The following is a 16,401-nucleotide window of genomic DNA, read 5'->3' as shown; positions in this document are numbered from 1 at the left end:
CCCGACCGGTCCCTGTGACATCGAGGATACCGCCCGCCGATCAGCGGTACGCGGGTGTCAGCAGTGGCTGCCCGACCCGAAGTCCGCTGGACTCCAGGTCATTCAGCTCCAGAATCTCGTCGATGACCACTTGGCGCGGAACGTCCGGCGCCACCCGCGCCGCAATGGTGCTCAGCGAGTCACCCGCCCGCACGTGCGTCACCTGGGTACTCGTCGGCGACGGGGTCTGCGACTCGGCGTAGTTGTTGCCGACGATGCCGATCACCCACACCGACACCGCGAGCGCGAGACCGGCGAGCACCCCGAGCGCGGTGGCACGCCGACGCGCATACACGGCGGATGCGGGCCGTTTGGACCCGCGACGCCCCACCGCCTCGCCGCACCGCGTCGAGGTCGGCGCGACCCCCGGCATCGGCGCGTCGGCGCGACCTGCGGGGCTGGTCTGCCCGATCGGCCGGCCGGTCGGCCGCGTGATGCGGCGCGGCGCGGGCTGTGTCCGCAGCGGCGTGCCGGCCGCCGTACGACTGGTGACAATGGTCGAGTCCACGCTGGTGCGGGCCCGGCCCGAACGGGTGAGTGTCGCGCTGGTCATGCTGGCCTCCGGGGGTGCTCGTGGCGGTTGTGCCGGGTACTCGGGCAGTTCGGCGAACGCGCTGTCGAGGACGTTCGACGGCCTCGATCACGTGTTCGATGAACTGATGTTCGAGTTGTACCACGCCCGACCGACAAAGTCGCGCCACACCTCGAACAAATGTTTGAAGTGATCGTCGCGCTCCGCTAGGCTCGGGCCCACGGACATGTCAACACCCGCCGCCGACAACCAGCCGATTCGCTCTCAAGCGAGGCGGCGACAGAGAGGAATCCGAGCAGATGAGCGACTCACGGCCCAAGCGCACCGGAACTCGGAGCGATGATCGCGACCAGGACGCTCCCATCGATCCTGCCGCCGCCGAGGCGTCGCTGACCGCGCGTCAGCGCGGCGTGCTGGACGTGATCCGGCAATCGGTGCGCGAACGTGGCTATCCCCCGAGCATCCGCGAGATCGGCGACGCGGTCGGACTCACCTCGACATCGTCGGTCGCCCACCAGCTGCGCACGCTGGAGCGCAAGGGACTGCTCAAGCGCGACCACAACCGTCCACGCGCGGTCAACGTGCAGGACGCAGATCCGGCCGCGACCAACGCGGGAGGCGATCCGCTGCCGACGCCGACCTTCGTGCCGGTGCTGGGCAGGATCGCCGCCGGTGGACCGATCCTCGCCGAGGAAGCGGTCGAAGACGTGTTCCCACTCCCCCGCGAACTGGTCGGGGACGGCTCACTGTTCCTGCTGCGGGTGGTCGGCGAATCGATGATCGACGCCGCGATCTGCGACGGCGACTGGGTGGTCGTCCGCCAGCAGAGCGTGGCCGAGAACGGCGACATCGTCGCCGCGATGATCGACGGCGAGGCCACCGTGAAGACCTTCAAGCGCAAGAACGGACACGTCTGGCTCATGCCGCACAACGAGCTGTTCGAGCCGATCCCCGGCGACGACGCCGCCATCCTCGGCAAGGTCGTGACGGTGATGCGCCGCATCTGAGGGCAAGTACACCCCGTCGGATATCTGTACCTTTCAACCCGACCGTGGACCTGGCCAGAAACCTCAGCTGTGGCCAGAAACCGCTGGGGCGCCTCGGGTTTCTGGCCAGACACGCGGTTGCTGCACTCACGCAGCGCCGACGATGCGCCGGGGACACCATCTCGCCCCCGCACAGACCACCCATCCCGAGTGCTCGCATCTGCGCGCGTCTCCCATCCGCGCGCAATGCATTACGAGCAGATGGGAGGAATGCGAGCACCTGTTCCGTCGAGCCCGCTAACGTCGATCGGCGCGTTCCGCGGAACGCGCCGCACGGACGCGGCACCCGCAGAAAGCAGGGGAAGAAACTTCCTCCCCTACCCTCAGAGTCCTCCCCTACAAATTTCTAGGGGACGACTGTGAACCCCGGGGAAGAAACTCTTCCCCTAGATTTTGCGGCACCACACTGACGCATTTGCCCAGGTCAGCGACTTGGGCGCCGCCATCGACAGCGGAAGCACAATCCGTTGAAGTTGTGCCCGGAATCCGGGCACAACTTCATACGGAACCACGGACAGCCGAAGTCTTCGTCTCAGACGGCAGGAGAGAGCGGGGTGGCTGCGGCGTCGAGCACCGACGTCGCGGCCTGACGCGCACCGGCCGGATCCGCGGTTGCCAGTGCTGCAGTGGCGGCTTCGCGGCACGCGTCGAGGGTGACCTCGGCGAGCCGCGCGCCGACGCCGGCCGCGGCGACCGGTGCACTCGAGAGCGAGGTCACCCCGAGCCCGGTCAGCACGCATGCGAGGTTGGGGTCGGCGGCGGCCTCCCCGCACACCCCCACCGGCTTGCCCAACGTCTGACCTGCCGACGCGACCTCGGCGATGAGCTTGAGCACCGCCGGTTGCCACGGGTCGGTCAACGACGCGAGGTCCGCGGACATCCGGTCGGCGGCCATCGTGTACTGCGTCAGATCGTTGGTGCCGATGGATACGAAGTCCACCTCCGCGAGGATGAGCGGCGCCAGAATCGCGACGGCGGGGATCTCGACCATCACTCCGGCGGTCATCCCCCGCGCACGCACCTCCTGCGCGAACGCCGCTGCTTCCCGGGCGCTGGCGATCATCGGTGCCATCACCCACGGTGTCGATCCGGTTTCGGCTGCGGCCCGCGCGATCGCATCGAGTTGGTGCGCTCGAATCTCCGGGTTCTCCACCGCGATTCGGTCGCCACGAACTCCTAGTGCCGGATTTGCCTCGTCTTTGTGGTTGACGAATTTGAGCGGTTTGTCGGAGCCCGCGTCGAGCGTGCGAACCACGACCTTCTGCCCGGGAAATGCCTCGAGCACTTCGCGGTAGATGCCCGCCTGCTCGTCGACCGTCGGCTCGTCGGGGCGGTCGAGGAAGGCCAACTCGGTGCGGAACAGCCCGATCCCTTCGACGGGGTATCCGGTGGCCGTGCGTGCCGACGCCCCGTCCGCGACGTTGGCGAGCACCGAGACCTCGTGTCCGTCGGCGGTGCGCCCGGGCCCGTGCCAGGCGGCGACCGCTTCCGCACGCCGACGACTGGCATCGACCTGTGCTCGCGCCGTCGCCTCGTCGGGGCCGATGGTGATGGTGCCGAGCGTGCCGTCGATCAGCACGGGGGTTCCGGCCGGCACCGTCGTCAGATCCGATACCGCGACCACACAGGGAATCCCGAGTTGCCGGGCGATGATGGCGGTGTGACTCGTCGGGCCGCCGAGCCGGGTGACGAGGGCGACGGTGGTCGCCGGATCGAGTCCGGCGGTGTCCGCGGGCGCGAGATCGTCGGCGAGCAGGACAGACGGTTCGATCGGTTCCGGCACACCTGGTTCGGGCAGGCCGAGAAGTTCGGCGAGGACGCGGTCGCGCACGTCGTTGAGGTCGGTGACTCGCTCGGCCATGAGCCCGCCGAGCTTGGTGAACATGGTGGCGAACTGTTCGGTTGCCGCAGCCGCTGCCGCAGGCGCAGGCGATCCTTTGCGAATCAGTCCCGACGCAGCGCCGATCCACCCGCGATCCTCGGCGAGTCCGGCGGTGGCGGCCAGCACTTCGGCGGCTGCACCCGAGCTGTGCGATGAGCGGTCACGGAGTCGGCCGGCGACCATCCCCGCCGCGGCGACAAATCTTGCCACCTCGGGTTCGCGCTGGTCTTCGGGCAGTTCCGTGTTTGCACCCAGGGCGTCCGGGTCGTGGTCGGGGCGCTCCCCGGGCCAGATCGCCGGCCCGTAGGCCAGCCCGCCGACGACCGGCGTTCCCTCCAAAATGCCTCCCGCTAGCGTCTCGGTCACTGCGACCCCTCTCGTCTTCGAGTTCCGCTCCGCCAATCGGCGGCACGGCCGCACATACACGACTCAGTTCTACGCGATTCGTGTCCGGGCTCACCGTCGAGCTGCATTGCGTGACCGATGACCGGCTTTCGAATCTCTTGTGATCAAAGTTACAAGAAATGCTTGACTTGTCAACGCAAACAGGCGTAAACAAATAGATATCAACACTCAAGGCCACACAGATCAACACAACCACACGGGAATCGCAGACAGATCCACCCGGATGTCCCATCGAGAGATCGGAGCGGTGTTGTACGCCGAAGAACGCCAACAGGCGATCGCCGAACAGGTACGCGCGAACGGACGCGCCTCCGTCGCCGCACTCGCCACCAGATTCGAGGTGACGAGTGAGACCGTCCGCCGTGACCTGGCCGCCCTCGAACGGGCGGGCCATCTGCAGCGGGTGCACGGCGGTGCGGTGCGCGCCGGGGTCATGCGGGTGATCGGCGAGCGCGGAATCGACGAGCGGCAGGTCACCCAGACCGACGAGAAGGCCGCCATCGGCCGTGCCGCAATCCGCTTTCTCCCACCCGACGGCGGGTCCGTCTTCTTCGACGCGGGTACCACCACCTTCCAGGCCGCCTCCGCGCTGCCCACCGACCGTCGTCTCACCCTGATCACCAACAGCCTCCCGATCGCCGGCCTGCTGGCCAACCACAATTCGGCCAACCTGCACGCGATCGGCGGCCGCGTGCGCGGTCTCACCCAGGCGACCGTCGGCGCCGAAACCGTTGCGGCGCTCGAACGTCTACGGGTCTCGACCGCTTTCGTCGGAGCCAACGGCATCAGCGAGGCGCACGGATTGTCGACTCCCGACCCTGACGAAGCCGCGGTCAAAGCGGCAATGGTCCGCGTCGCGCAGCGGGTTGTGGTCCTCGCCGACTCGTCGAAGATGAACCGCGAAGACCTGTCCGGCTTCGCCGATCTCGACGACGTGGACGTCCTCGTCACCGATTCGGGTGTTGATCCAGGCTTCTCCGCGGCGTTGTCGGCCCGGGGCATCGACGTGGTGATCGCATGATCCTCACCGTCACACCCAATCCCAGCCTCGACCGCACACTCGAGTTGCCCGGGCCCCTCGACCGAGGCGAGGTCCAGCGCGCCGTCGCAACCCGAGCCGAGGCCGGCGGCAAGGGCATCAACGTGTCCCGCGTGGTCGCCGAGGCCGCAATCGCGACCCGTGCGATCCTGCCCGCACGCGACGGAGATCCGCTGCTGCGGGCCCTCGACAGCGTCGGGCTGCCGTACGAGACCGTCGCGGTCGACGGAGAAATCCGGTCCAACATCACCATCGCCGAACCCGACGGCACCACGACCAAACTGAACGCACCCGGAACCGAACTCGACGCAGGACAGCTCAGCGCTCTCGGTGATCTCATCCGGACCCACGCGGCCGACGCCGTATGGGTCACCCTCTGCGGCTCCTTGCCGCCGGGAGTTCCGGTCGACTGGTATCGCACCGTTGCCGACGACCTCTCCGACCTCGGATGCCGGATCGCCGTCGACACGTCCGGGCCTCCGCTGCACGCAGCGGCACTCGGGTCCGTCGACCTGCTCAAGCCCAACGAGGACGAGCTCGCAGAGGTGACCGGTGCCGATGGCGAGGTCTTCCGACGCTCTGCGTCGACCGGAGATTTCGGCCCGATCGTCGCCGCCGCGCGCACCATCGTCGACCGCACCGGCGGTGCCGTGCTCTCCACCCTCGGCGCGACGGGCGCCATTCTCACCACGCCGGCCGGTTCGTGGTTCGCGACTCCACCGCCGATCGTCCCCCGCAGCACGGTGGGCGCAGGCGACTCGTCACTGGCCGGTTACCTGGTCGCCGAGACACGCGGTGCGTCCGAACCGGAACGTCTCCGCAGCGCCGTCGCGTACGGCGCCGCGGCAGCCGCCCTCGCCGGCACTCAGGCCCCCACCCCCGATCAGCTCGACCTCGACGGAGTCCGGGTCACCGAACTGACGGGAGCCGCACGAGTCACCTGAACCCCGCCCCAACGATCACAAACCCCACCCCCAACCCAGAAAGCACCTCGAGAAGGAACCCCCATGGCAGAGCAGATCATCACCGAATCAACGGTGAGTCTCGACGTGAACGCCGGCAACGATCCGGCCGCCGTCATCAGTTACCTCGCGGAGTCGCTCGGCGCCGCCGGGCGGACGACCGATCCGGCCGACCTCACCCGCGGAGCCCTTGCACGCGAAGCCAAGTCGGCCACCGGCCTGCCCGGCGGGATCGCGATCCCGCACGCCCGGGCCGCGTCGGTCACCGAGGCGAGCCTCGCGATGGCACGCCTGTCGGAGAAGGTCGACTTCGGGGCACCCGACGGCCCCGCCGATCTGGTGTTCCTCATCGCCGCACCCGAGGGTGGCGCCAGCGAACACATGAAGCTGCTCAGTTCACTTGCCCGCGCCCTCGTCCGGCCGGACTTCGTCGAGGCACTCCGGAGCGCACCCGACGACGCCCAGGTCATCGCCCTGGTCAACGAGGCGATCGATCCGGCCGCGAAGCCCGCATCCACCGTCGCCGTCACCAAACCCGCCGCCGCAACATCGGCGCCGGTGGCCGACGATCAGTCCGGTGACCGGCCGAGCATCGTCGCGATCACCGCCTGCCCGACCGGAATCGCGCACACCTACATGGCGGCCGACGCGCTGAAGTACGCCGCGGAGCGCGCCGGTGTCGACTTCGCCGTCGAGACCCAGGGCTCGTCGGCCACCACACCCTTCGCCTCGGACGTCATCGCGAACGCCGACGCAGTCATCTTCGCCACCGACGTCGGGGTGAAGGGCAAGGAGCGTTTCCACGGCAAGCCCGTCATCGCATCCGGCGTCAAGCGCGCGATCAACGAACCAGACACGATGATCGCCGAAGCCGTTGCGGCAGCGAAGAACCCGAACGCCGCGGTGGTCACCGCCGGGGACGGCGCCGATGCGTCGGACGCCACGCCCGAAGGCGGCGTCGGTCTCGGCAAGCAGCTGCAGCAAGCGTTGATGACCGGCGTCAGCTACATGATCCCGTTCGTGGCGGCCGGCGGCCTGCTGATCGCTCTGGCCTTCCTCCCGTTCCTCGGTGGATATGAGATCGCCAACACGAATCTGGACCCGGACGGCGCCCTGAACGACGGACAGTTCATCGCCCTCAACAACAGCCTGTGGGATCTCCCCGCCGGCGGACTGGGTCAATACATCGGCGCGGTCCTCTTCGCCGTCGGCGGTCTCGCCATGAGCATGCTCGTCCCCGCCTTGGCCGGCTACATATCGTTCGCGATCGCCGACCGGCCCGGCATCGCACCCGGTTTCGTCGCAGGTCTCGTCTCGGTCCAGGTGGGCGCCAGCTTCATCGGTGGCCTGATCGGCGGTCTCATCGCCGGCGTTGTCTGCCTGTGGATCTCGCGATTGCCGCTACCGCAGTGGGCGCGAGGTCTGATGCCTGTGGTCATCATCCCGCTCCTCGGCAGCATGGTCATCGGCGTTCTGTTGTACATGCTGCTCGGAAAGCCCCTGGCCTGGGTCACCGATCAGATGACCGACGGACTCAACAGCATGTCGGGTGGCTCGGCGATCATCCTGGGCATCGTCCTCGGTCTCATGATGTGCTTCGACCTCGGCGGTCCGGTGAACAAGGCCGCGTACCTGTTCGCGACCACGGGCCTCGCAGTCGGCACCACCGCGCAGTTGGAGATCATGGCAGCCGTGATGTGTGCCGGCATGGTTCCGCCGCTGGCGATGGCTCTCGCCACCGTGCTGCGCCCGGGTCTGTTCACCGAGCCGGAACGTGAGAACGGAAAGGCCGCATGGCTGCTCGGAGCGTCGTTTATCTCCGAGGGCGCCATCCCGTTCGCCGCCGTCGATCCGCTGCGGGTGATCCCCTCGATGATGGCCGGTGGTGCACTGTCCGGCGCCTTGATCATGGCCTTCGGCGTCACCCAGCGCGCCCCGCACGGCGGCATCTTCGTCTTCTTCACGATGAACAACTGGCTGCTGTTCCTGGTGTCGCTGGCGGCCGGAACCGTATTGTCGGCAGTCCTGGTGATCGCCGCCAAGCAGTGGCACACCAGCCGCGCCGCCCTGACGGTTCCTGCCTACGAGCCCGTCGCGGCGTGACACGCTCGCCGGATTCGCGCCGCCACGCGGTCGAACTTGGCAGAGTAGAACCCAATACCAACCTCAGCAAAGGAGCGATCATGCCCAGTACCACCGCCGTCGTCGGATCGGCCGTCGGCCTGCACGCACGCCCGGCCACCATCATCGCCGAGGCAGCCGCGGACGCCGGCTCGCCGGTCACCCTCGCGGTCGAGGGCGGTGAACCGGTGGATGCCGGCTCGGCCCTGATGATCATGACGCTTGGCGCGGAGAAGGGCACCAAGGTCGTCGTGACCGCCGACGATCAGAACACCCTCGACGCGATCGTCAAACTCGTCGAGAGCGACCTCGACGCCGAGTAACCCGCCCGACGACGAAACGAGTGGCCGGTCACCTATGAGGTGATCGGCCACTCGTGTCTTGCGGTGTCAGGCGTCGACCGCGAGCGGCGCGAGTTCCCCGGCGAAGGCGGACGGCACCCGCACCCGCATCGTGGTGCCGTCGGCGTGATGGTCGGCCGCGAGTACCTCACCCTCGCTGTGCACGCGCGAGACGATGTCGCCACGCGAGAAGGGCACCGCGATGGTCAGTTCGACGTCGGAGGAGCCCACGAACTCGCGGATGCGCTCGAAGAGTTCGGGCAGTCCCTCGCCGGTGCGCGCCGACACGAAGGCCGCCTCGGTTCCCACCGCGCCGCGGATCTCGGTCAGCCGGGTGGCGTCCACCGCGTCGATCTTGTTGATCACCAACAACTCCGGCGGGGCAGCCACGCCCTCCTCGGCGACGATCTCGTTGATCACCCGGCGCACCGCCGAGATCTGTTCCATCGGAAAGGCATCCGACCCGTCGACCACGTGCAGCACCAGGTCGGCGTCGACCACCTCTTCGAGGGTGGATCGGAATGCCTCGACCAGCTGGGTCGGCAGGTGCCGGACGAATCCGACCGTGTCGGTGAACACCACCGCGCGGCCGTCGTCGAGCGTCGCGCGCCGCGTCGTCGGATCGAGCGTCGCGAACAGTGCGTCCTGCACCAGGACACCGGAACCCGTCATCGCGTTCACCAGGCTCGACTTGCCGGCGTTGGTGTAGCCGGCCACCGTGATGGCCGGGATGGCGTTGCGCCGGCGCGCGGCCCGCTTGGTGGTGCGGGCCTTCTTCATGCCGCGAATCTCGCGGCGCAACTTGGCCATTCGCTCACGGATACGCCGCCGGTCGGTCTCGATCTTCGTTTCACCGGGACCACGCAGGCCCACGCCGCCGTTGCTGCCGGCGCGACCACCGGCCTGCCGTGACATCGACTCACCCCAGCCGCGCAGGCGCGGGAGCATGTATTCCATCTGGGCGAGCGACACCTGCGCCTTGCCCTCTCGGGAGGTCGCGTGCTGGGCGAAGATGTCGAGGATGAGCGCGGTGCGGTCGATCACCTTGACCTTGACGACCTTCTCCAGCGCGGTCAGCTGTGCGGGTGTGAGCTCACCGTCGCAGATCACGGTGTCGGCGCCGGTGGCCAGCACCACCTCGCGCAGTTCGTCGGCCTTGCCAGACCCGATGTAGGTGGCGGGGTCCGGTTTGCTGCGACGCTGGATCAGCGCGTCGAGCACCTGGGAACCCGCGGTCTCGGCAAGCGCCGCGAGCTCGACCATGTTGGCGCGGGCCGCGGCCGCGCTGCCCTCGGTCCACACGCCGACGAGAACGACCCGTTCGAGTCGGAGGCGGCGGTATTCGACCTCGGTGACGTCGGTGAGTTCCGTCGACAAGCCGGCCACACGCTGCAGTGACGCGCGCTCGGAGAGTTGGAGCTCGCCTGTTGTGGGTGTGGATGTCGTGGGAGTGGATTCGGGCGCCTCGAGAAGATCGTCCGGAAAACTGATGTGTGCTGCTGATTCGGTCATACTACGACCATTTTGGCACGTCGCCGGTGTGCTTAGCACATCATTTACTGCGCGCCCGCGTCCCGCCATCCGTCTCGGAGCACCCCGTCGGCGACCAGCATCGACGGGCCACGCAGCCGAGCGCCCGATGCGTCGATCGCGACCCGCACGGTGCCACCGGGTATGTGGATGCGCAGGTCGCCGGTTGTTTCGCCGCGTCCGGCGAAGGCCGCCGCGGCGGCTGCCACGAGACCGGTGCCGCAACTGCGGGTCTCCCCGACCCCACGCTCGAACACCCGCATGTGCGCGGTGAGCACCCCGTCGTCGGCGGGTTCGGGCGGAGTCAACAGTTCGACGTTCGCGCCGTGCGGAAACTCGTCGGGCTCGAGCACGACACCCGTGGTGAAGTCCACCGCGGCGAGCGCATCGGCGGTCAGCTCGCCGACGACGCAGGCCAGATGGGGATTGCCCACGTCGACCTTGGTTCCCACGTAGAGGTCGTCACCGACGCGCACCTTGCCGTCGTCGCCGACCCGCGCAACACCCATCTCGACGGTGACGTCGGCGTGGACGTGGTCGAAGCTGTGCACGGTCACCGGCCGGCCACCCGCGCGGGATCCGACCGTGAAACGGTCGACGTCCACGAGCCCGCTCGCCCGGAGGAAGTGCGCGAACACCCGGACGCCGTTCCCACACATCTCGGCGATCGAGCCGTCGGCGTTGCGGTAGTCCATGAACCAGTCGTCGGGCTCGACGCCGTCGGGCAGTCCGTCGAGCACACCGCCGGACACCAGCGCGCCGGATCGTGCGACACGCAGTAGGCCGTCGGCCCCGATGCCCCGGGGCCGATCGCACAGTGCCGCGACCAGCGCCGCGTCGACGTCGAGTTCGGCCGCCGGGTCGGCGAGGATCACGAAGTCGTTCTGGGTGCCGTGCCCCTTCGCGAAGCGCAAGCCGGTGGTCGCTGTCATCGGTCCAGGATACGTGCGCGCCAGGGCACTCAGCCGTGCACCGTGTCGAGCGCGCGGTCGGCGAGGTCGGGTGCACTCGCGTCGAGCCACACGATGCGGTGGTCGCGCCGAAACCACGACCGCTGGCGGCGCACGTAGCGCCGGGTACCGACAAACGTCAGTTCCTCCGCGGTCTCCAGGTCGTACTCTCCGGCCAGGGCGGCGAGCACCTGGACGTAGCCGATCGCCCGCGACGCGGTACGCCCCTCGACGAGACCGTGCCGCATCAGTTCACGCACCTCGTCGACGAGCCCGTCGGCGAACATCTGCCGCGTTCGCTCCCGAATCCGGTCGTCGAGCTCGGCGGTGTCGCGGTCGAGCGCGATAATTCTTGTGCCCCAGCGTGGTTCACCGATCTGCGGTGCCGAGGCCGCAAACGGGCGGCCGGTGAGCTCGACGACCTCGAGCGCTCGGACGATCCGGCGTCCGTCGGTGGGCAGGATCGACGCCGCTGCCGCCGGGTCGACTGCGCGCAGCCGGCGGTGCATCTCGGCCACCCCGACCGCCGCCAACTCGTCCTCGTAGCGCCGCCGGACGTCCGGGTCGGTCTCCGGGAAGCTCCAGCCGTCGAGCAGACCCTGGATGTACATCATCGAACCGCCGACGATCACCGGTACCCGCCCGGCGGCGAGCAATCGCTCGACGTCGGCCGTCGCGGCGGCCTGGTAGCGGGCCACCGTCGCCACCTCGGTGACGTCGAGGACGTCGATCTGGTGATGCGTGATGCCACGTCGCTGGTCGATCGGCACCTTGGCCGTCCCGATGTCCATGCCGCGGTATTGCTGCATGGCGTCGATGTTCACGATCTCCCCACCCAGCCGTTCGGCCAGGTCGAGGGCCAGCTCAGACTTGCCGCCCGCGGTGGGCCCGACGACGGCGATGGGGCGCGTCGCGCCACCGGTCATCGCCGTACCGGTCACCGGGCACCTTCCGGAATCCATCGCGCCACCGTGTAGCCGACGCCGAACGGCGCGTCGGCGTAGAGCACCTCGGAGCGCACGGCGAGTCCGGTACACAGTGCCGCGGCCACCTGCCAGGCGACCCGACCTGCGACGCCCTCGGCCTCGCACTCCGGCTCGCTCAGCGCGGCAAGCCGTTCGGGTTCCGGGCCTGCCATGGCCTCGTCGATCACCTTCTGCAACACGACCGCCGACTCCCGCAGTCCGCCCCCTGGAGCCTTCGCCGACAGCGCGGTCGCGCCATCGCCGACGACGAGCACGCCGAACCGCTCATCGGACGCCGCGATCTCGGTCGCGAGTCCGCGGCCCACCACGGCGCACCCGGCGGCGGAGGTGTCGGCACCGACGAGCACGGGCCGGCACCGGTCGATTCCGCTTTGGCCGCGCAGCCATGCCGCGACGAGCATCGACAGACTCATCTCCGGATCGACAGCGTGTGGATCGGTTCGGCCGGCGGTCAGGGTCACGGACACATCCACGCCGAACCGCGCGAAGGTGCCGACCTCCGACGGCGTCGGCATCTGTCCCGAGCCGCCACAATCGGTGGCGCCGAGAGCGATCCACTTGTCGCAGCCGGTCGTGGCGCTCGCAAGTGCCGACACCGCGGCGGCACGCACCGCAACGGTGTCGGTCGCTGCCGGACCGGCCACCTCGGGGACCAGGAGCGGAGCGCTGGGTTCGAAGACGACGGCAGCCAACACACCACGACGCTAGCCCAGCTACCGGCTGTCGCCACATGCGCGGCCCTGAACTGCTTGAATGGATCCGTAGTGTCGAAGTTCGTCGCGCGCGTAGGATCGCGACGACCTTCGTCTCCAGCGACCGGCAGCCGTGACGCGCGGCAACCAACCAGCGGTAGGACCCTGCACATGACCAACCCGAACGATCCCGCCCCAGCACCGGAATCGGCAGCCTCGGATTCACCGGCATCGGATGCACCCACCCTCGTTCCGACCCCGGCTCCCCCCGCTCCCAAGCCCAAGCCGGGTCCGCGCCCCAAACCGGGTCCCCGACCCGGTGCGACGGCCCGTCCGGACGTAGTGCAGACCCCGCCGGTGATCGCCCCCACGCTGATCCCGCACGGCGATCCGCACAAGTTCGGCCGGATCGACGAGAACGGCGTGGTGTGGTTGAAGACCGAAGACGGTGAGCGCGAAATCGGGTCGTGGCAGGCGGGCACCGTCGAAGAGGGACTCGACCACTTCGCCCGACGCTTCGACGATCTGGCCACCGAGGTGGAGATCTTGGAGGAGCGTCTTGCCGCGCGGTCGGGCGATCCGCGCAAGTCGCAGGCTGCAGCCCGACATCTGCTCGACGAGCTGCCCAACGCCCATGTGATCGGCGATGTTTCGGCTTTGCACACGCGATTGACCGCAATCGTCGGGAGTGCCGACGAGGTCGCCGACGAGATCCGGGAGAGCAAGGAGAAGGCACGCGCCGACGCCATCGCCCGCAAGGAGGCACTGGCCGCCGAAGCCGAGCAGATCGGTGCGGAGGCGTCGCAGTGGAAGTCGGCCGGCGACCGTCTCCGGCAGATCCTCGACGAATGGAAGACGATCAAGGGTGTCGATCGCAAAACCGACGACGTCCTCTGGAAGCGCTACGCCAAGGCGCGCGACAGCTTCAACCGTCGGCGTGGAGCCCATTTCGCCGAGCTCGACCGCGAGCGCGCAGGCGCCCGGGCCCGCAAGGAAGAACTGATCACCCAGGCTCAGGAGCTGTCGAGTTCGACAAACTGGGGTCCGACGTCGGCGAGATTCCGCGAGTTGCTGACCGAGTGGAAGGCCGCCGGACGGGCACCCCGCGATGCCGACGACGCGCTCTGGCAGCGGTTCAAGGCCGCGCAGGACGTCTTCTTTGCCGCCCGGAACGCGGCGACGTCCGAACGCGACGCCGAGTTCACGGCGAACGCCCAGGCCAAGATCGACTTGCTCGACGCAGCGGAGAAGGCCATCGATCCGGCCACCGACCTCGACGGCGCACGCCGCGAGTTTCGGGTGTTCCGCGACAAGTGGGACGAGATCGGCAAGGTTCCGCGCGATCAGATGTCGTCACTCGAGGCCCGGGCACGTGGCCTCGAGAAGCGGATCCGTGACGCCGAAGACGCCCAGTGGCAGCGCACCGACCCGGAGGCCCAGGCTCGGGCCGCACAGTTCGCCGACCGCGCCGCACAGCTGGAGGATCAGGCACGCAAAGCGGCCGAGCGCGGCAAGGACAAGGACGCCACCGCGCTGCGTGAGCAGGCCGCCCAGTGGCGGGAATGGGCCCAGGCCGCGCAGAGCGCCATCGGCGACCGCTGACCCGCCGTCAGGCCGGGTTGTCGGGCTTGCGCTGCAACGACAGCGCATGCGCGTCGCGTGCGGCGGCTTCCTTGCGTCGTTCTTCTTCGAGGGCGAGATGGTAGGTGCTGCGGGCCCATACCACCCGCGCCCAGTGGAAGGTCAAGACGAAGACCGCGAGCCACCCGAGGACGAGCCCGATCCCGACGCCGCTCGGCGGATGGACGTCGTTGACGCCGGGAGTGTTTCGCGACCACCACGCAAGCATCCCGGCCACGCACGCAATCGCGTTGCCGCACAGAGCAATCCACGCGATGAGCCACCGGCGCGTGAGGAGTGCGAGCATCGACGCGCCGATCCCGAAGATGACGAGCAGGTAGACAAAGACCTTGGAGGTGATGGTGACCAACTCCGCCTTGGAGTCCGGGGCAAAGGTCAGCACCTCGATCCCGGTGGCCGAACCGGTATGCGGCAGGATCAGCGAGACCATCGCCAGCAGCACGGCGACGGCGACGACGAGTGCGCGCGCCCCGGGATCGATTTCTCCGGCGACCTTCTTCTCGGCCTTGCGAAGGTCCCCCGCATATTCCGCGAATCGGTCCGCGGACCCGTCCGGCTGTGTCATGTCATCGCCTCAATCATGTCGTTCTCAGTGTCAATCGTGAACCCGCGTCCATGGTGCACCCGGCTCAACCGCAACCGCCGCCACACCCAACCTCTTGCGCCACCGGCGGAACACCGATGGCCGGGATACCGAGGCCGACGCCGACCGGCGGCGTGGTCGGGGTCCGCTGCTGTTCGTGGGCATCGCCGGCACGGGTCGTCCGGTGCCCGGCCACCCCGGAGTCTGCGATCAGGTGATGCGGCGCGGCCGCCGTCACCGTCGTGTGCACCACGTCGCCCGGCCGGATACGGGCGCGGTCGGCGGCGGCGTCGACCGCGAAGTGCACCAGCCGCCCATCCCGGGCTCGGCCCGTCATCCGCTGTGTCCGGGCCGATTTGCGACCGTCGTCGTCGACCACGAGCAGTTCGACCTCCGAGCCGATCAGCGACTCGTTCTCCGACAGACAGATCTGTTCCTGTAGGGCGATCAGCCGCTGATAACGCTCGCTGACCACCTCAGGTGCCACCTGGTCGGCCATGGTTGCCGCCGGGGTTCCGGGTCGCGGCGAGTACTGGAAGGTGAACGCACTGGAGAAGCGAGCGCGGGCGACCACGTCCAGCGTCTCCTGGAAGTCCTCTTCGGTCTCCCCGGGAAAGCCGACGATGATGTCCGTGGTGATCGCGGCGTGCGGCATCGCGGCGCGCACTTTGTCGAGGATGCCGAGGAACTTGGTCTGCCGGTAGCTGCGTCGCATGGCGCGCAGCACGCGATCGGACCCCGATTGCAGCGGCATGTGCAGCTGCGGGCAGACGTTGGGGGTCGCGGCCATCGCATCGATGACGTCGTCGGTGAACTCGGCGGGGTGCGGCGAGGTGAACCGGACCCGTTCGAGGCCGTCGATGGTTCCGCAGGCACGAAGGAGTTCGGCGAATGCGCCGCGGTTGCGCGGCAGTTCGGGATCGGCGAAGGACATGCCGTAGGCGTTCACGTTCTGCCCCAGCAGGGTCACCTCGAGGACGCCTTGGTCGACGAGGGCCTGCACTTCGGCGAGCACGTCGCCGGGGCGGCGGTCCACTTCTTTGCCGCGCAACGACGGCACGATGCAAAAGGTGCAGGTGTTGTTGCATCCGACGGACACCGACACCCACCCCGAGTATGCGGACTCGCGTTTGGCCGGCAGCGTCGACGGGAACCTGTCGAGCGCGTCGAGGATCTCGACCTGGGCGGCCTCGTTGTGGCGTGCGCGGTCGAGCAGCGCCGGCAGCGAACCGATGTTGTGCGTCCCGAAGACCACGTCGACCCACGGCGCCCGCTTGAGGACGGTGTCCTTGTCCTTCTGGGCGAGGCACCCGCCGACCGCGATCTGCATACCGGGACGGCTCGATTTGACGGGCGCGAGATGCGACAGATTGCCGTAAAGCTTGTTGTCCGCGTTCTCCCGGATCGCGCAGGTGTTGAACACCACCAGATCGGCCTCGGCGCCGTCGGCCGCACGGACGTATCCGGCGCCCTCCAGGAGGCCGGAGATACGTTCGGAATCGTGCACATTCATCTGGCACCCGTAGGTACGCACCTGATAGCTGCGCGTCTGATGAGCCGGCTCGCCGACTGGCGATGTTGCCAGGTCGCGGGGCTCCGAGAGGTCGATACTCACTCCTACCAGGGTACGGATCGGTGCAAATCGACTCCTG

General features: G+C 68.5%; 14 protein-coding genes. 6 read left to right on the top strand and 8 right to left on the bottom strand.

Annotation, left to right across the window (positions count from 1 at the left end; genetic code table 11):
- Positions 1–40 precede the first annotated feature (40 nt).
- Positions 41–592: a LysM peptidoglycan-binding domain-containing protein gene (locus tag MKW15_RS07620; protein ID WP_240856979.1), complete on the bottom strand. Its 552-nt coding sequence runs from the start codon at positions 590–592 to the stop codon at positions 41–43.
- Positions 593–870: 278 nt separating this feature from the next.
- Between MKW15_RS07620 and lexA the strand changes: the two genes are divergently transcribed.
- Positions 871–1,578, top strand: a complete 708-nt coding sequence (gene lexA, locus MKW15_RS07615; protein WP_240856978.1) for a transcriptional repressor LexA — start codon at positions 871–873, stop codon at positions 1,576–1,578.
- Between the two features lie 571 nt (positions 1,579–2,149).
- Here lexA and MKW15_RS07610 read toward each other — a convergent pair.
- The gene (locus MKW15_RS07610; protein ID WP_240856977.1) at positions 2,150–3,865 is read right to left on the bottom strand and encodes a phosphoenolpyruvate--protein phosphotransferase; all 1,716 of its coding nucleotides are present in this window, start codon (positions 3,863–3,865) and stop codon (positions 2,150–2,152) included.
- A gap of 289 nt (positions 3,866–4,154) precedes the next feature.
- Between MKW15_RS07610 and MKW15_RS07605 the strand changes: the two genes are divergently transcribed.
- From MKW15_RS07605 to MKW15_RS07590, 4 genes are all read left to right on the top strand, one after another.
- On the top strand, positions 4,155–4,925 hold the full coding sequence (locus MKW15_RS07605) for a DeoR/GlpR family DNA-binding transcription regulator (RefSeq protein WP_240857040.1): 771 nt from the start codon (positions 4,155–4,157) through the stop codon (positions 4,923–4,925).
- On the top strand, positions 4,922–5,887 hold the full coding sequence (locus MKW15_RS07600; RefSeq protein ID WP_240856976.1) for a 1-phosphofructokinase family hexose kinase: 966 nt from the start codon (positions 4,922–4,924) through the stop codon (positions 5,885–5,887). The genes MKW15_RS07605 and MKW15_RS07600 overlap by 4 nt, the downstream gene beginning before the upstream one ends.
- A gap of 63 nt (positions 5,888–5,950) precedes the next feature.
- Positions 5,951–8,008: a PTS fructose transporter subunit IIABC gene (locus MKW15_RS07595; RefSeq protein WP_240856975.1), complete on the top strand. Its 2,058-nt coding sequence runs from the start codon at positions 5,951–5,953 to the stop codon at positions 8,006–8,008.
- An 80-nt stretch (positions 8,009–8,088) separates the two neighbouring features.
- A complete protein-coding gene (locus MKW15_RS07590; protein ID WP_240856974.1) occupies positions 8,089–8,349 on the top strand; it encodes an HPr family phosphocarrier protein in 261 nt (86 codons plus the stop codon).
- Between the two features lie 66 nt (positions 8,350–8,415).
- On the opposite strand, the gene hflX is transcribed toward MKW15_RS07590, so the two are convergent.
- The 4 genes from hflX to MKW15_RS07570 are packed head-to-tail and all read right to left on the bottom strand — an operon-like array spanning position 8,416 to position 12,528.
- Positions 8,416–9,879, bottom strand: coding sequence for a GTPase HflX (gene hflX / locus MKW15_RS07585; protein ID WP_240856973.1), 1,464 nt, complete (start codon positions 9,877–9,879; stop codon positions 8,416–8,418).
- 44 nt (positions 9,880–9,923) lie between these two features.
- A complete protein-coding gene (gene dapF, locus MKW15_RS07580; protein WP_240856972.1) occupies positions 9,924–10,829 on the bottom strand; it encodes a diaminopimelate epimerase in 906 nt (301 codons plus the stop codon).
- Positions 10,830–10,858: 29 nt separating this feature from the next.
- Positions 10,859–11,773 carry a tRNA (adenosine(37)-N6)-dimethylallyltransferase MiaA gene (gene miaA, locus MKW15_RS07575; protein ID WP_240857039.1) on the bottom strand — a complete coding sequence of 305 codons (915 nt, stop codon included), beginning with the start codon at positions 11,771–11,773 and terminating at the stop codon, positions 10,859–10,861.
- A gap of 11 nt (positions 11,774–11,784) precedes the next feature.
- Positions 11,785–12,528, bottom strand: coding sequence for a class III extradiol ring-cleavage dioxygenase family protein (locus MKW15_RS07570; protein ID WP_240856971.1), 744 nt, complete (start codon positions 12,526–12,528; stop codon positions 11,785–11,787).
- Positions 12,529–12,696: 168 nt separating this feature from the next.
- Here MKW15_RS07570 and MKW15_RS07565 point away from each other — a divergent pair, with 168 nt between their 5' ends.
- A complete protein-coding gene (locus tag MKW15_RS07565; RefSeq protein ID WP_240856970.1) occupies positions 12,697–14,127 on the top strand; it encodes a DUF349 domain-containing protein in 1,431 nt (476 codons plus the stop codon).
- A 7-nt stretch (positions 14,128–14,134) separates the two neighbouring features.
- On the opposite strand, the gene MKW15_RS07560 is transcribed toward MKW15_RS07565, so the two are convergent.
- Both MKW15_RS07560 and miaB read right to left on the bottom strand, forming a co-directional pair.
- Complete coding sequence (locus MKW15_RS07560; RefSeq protein WP_240856969.1) at positions 14,135–14,731, bottom strand: Rv2732c family membrane protein; 597 nt, start codon at positions 14,729–14,731, stop codon at positions 14,135–14,137.
- Positions 14,732–14,795: 64 nt separating this feature from the next.
- On the bottom strand, positions 14,796–16,364 hold the full coding sequence (gene miaB / locus MKW15_RS07555; RefSeq protein WP_374246651.1) for a tRNA (N6-isopentenyl adenosine(37)-C2)-methylthiotransferase MiaB: 1,569 nt from the start codon (positions 16,362–16,364) through the stop codon (positions 14,796–14,798).
- Positions 16,365–16,401: the final 37 nt, after the last annotated feature.

Origin of the sequence: Gordonia gummivorans (assembly GCF_022513585.1) — a bacterium.
Taxonomy (GTDB): domain Bacteria; phylum Actinomycetota; class Actinomycetes; order Mycobacteriales; family Mycobacteriaceae; genus Gordonia.
Note: the sequence above shows the minus strand (reverse complement) of the source record. Positions and strands in the feature narration are given on the sequence as shown.

Coding starts and splice junctions, on each gene's coding strand:
- MKW15_RS07565 (WP_240856970.1), top strand. CDS start 12,697: ATGACCAACCCGAACGATCCCGCCCCAGCACCGGAATCGGCAGCCTCG.
- MKW15_RS07590 (WP_240856974.1), top strand. CDS start 8,089: ATGCCCAGTACCACCGCCGTCGTCGGATCGGCCGTCGGCCTGCACGCA.
- MKW15_RS07560 (WP_240856969.1), bottom strand. CDS start 14,731: ATGACACAGCCGGACGGGTCCGCGGACCGATTCGCGGAATATGCGGGG.
- miaA (WP_240857039.1), bottom strand. CDS start 11,773: ATGACCGGTGGCGCGACGCGCCCCATCGCCGTCGTCGGGCCCACCGCG.
- MKW15_RS07595 (WP_240856975.1), top strand. CDS start 5,951: ATGGCAGAGCAGATCATCACCGAATCAACGGTGAGTCTCGACGTGAAC.
- MKW15_RS07600 (WP_240856976.1), top strand. CDS start 4,922: ATGATCCTCACCGTCACACCCAATCCCAGCCTCGACCGCACACTCGAG.
- MKW15_RS07620 (WP_240856979.1), bottom strand. CDS start 592: ATGACCAGCGCGACACTCACCCGTTCGGGCCGGGCCCGCACCAGCGTG.
- hflX (WP_240856973.1), bottom strand. CDS start 9,879: ATGACCGAATCAGCAGCACACATCAGTTTTCCGGACGATCTTCTCGAG.
- dapF (WP_240856972.1), bottom strand. CDS start 10,829: ATGACAGCGACCACCGGCTTGCGCTTCGCGAAGGGGCACGGCACCCAG.
- lexA (WP_240856978.1), top strand. CDS start 871: ATGAGCGACTCACGGCCCAAGCGCACCGGAACTCGGAGCGATGATCGC.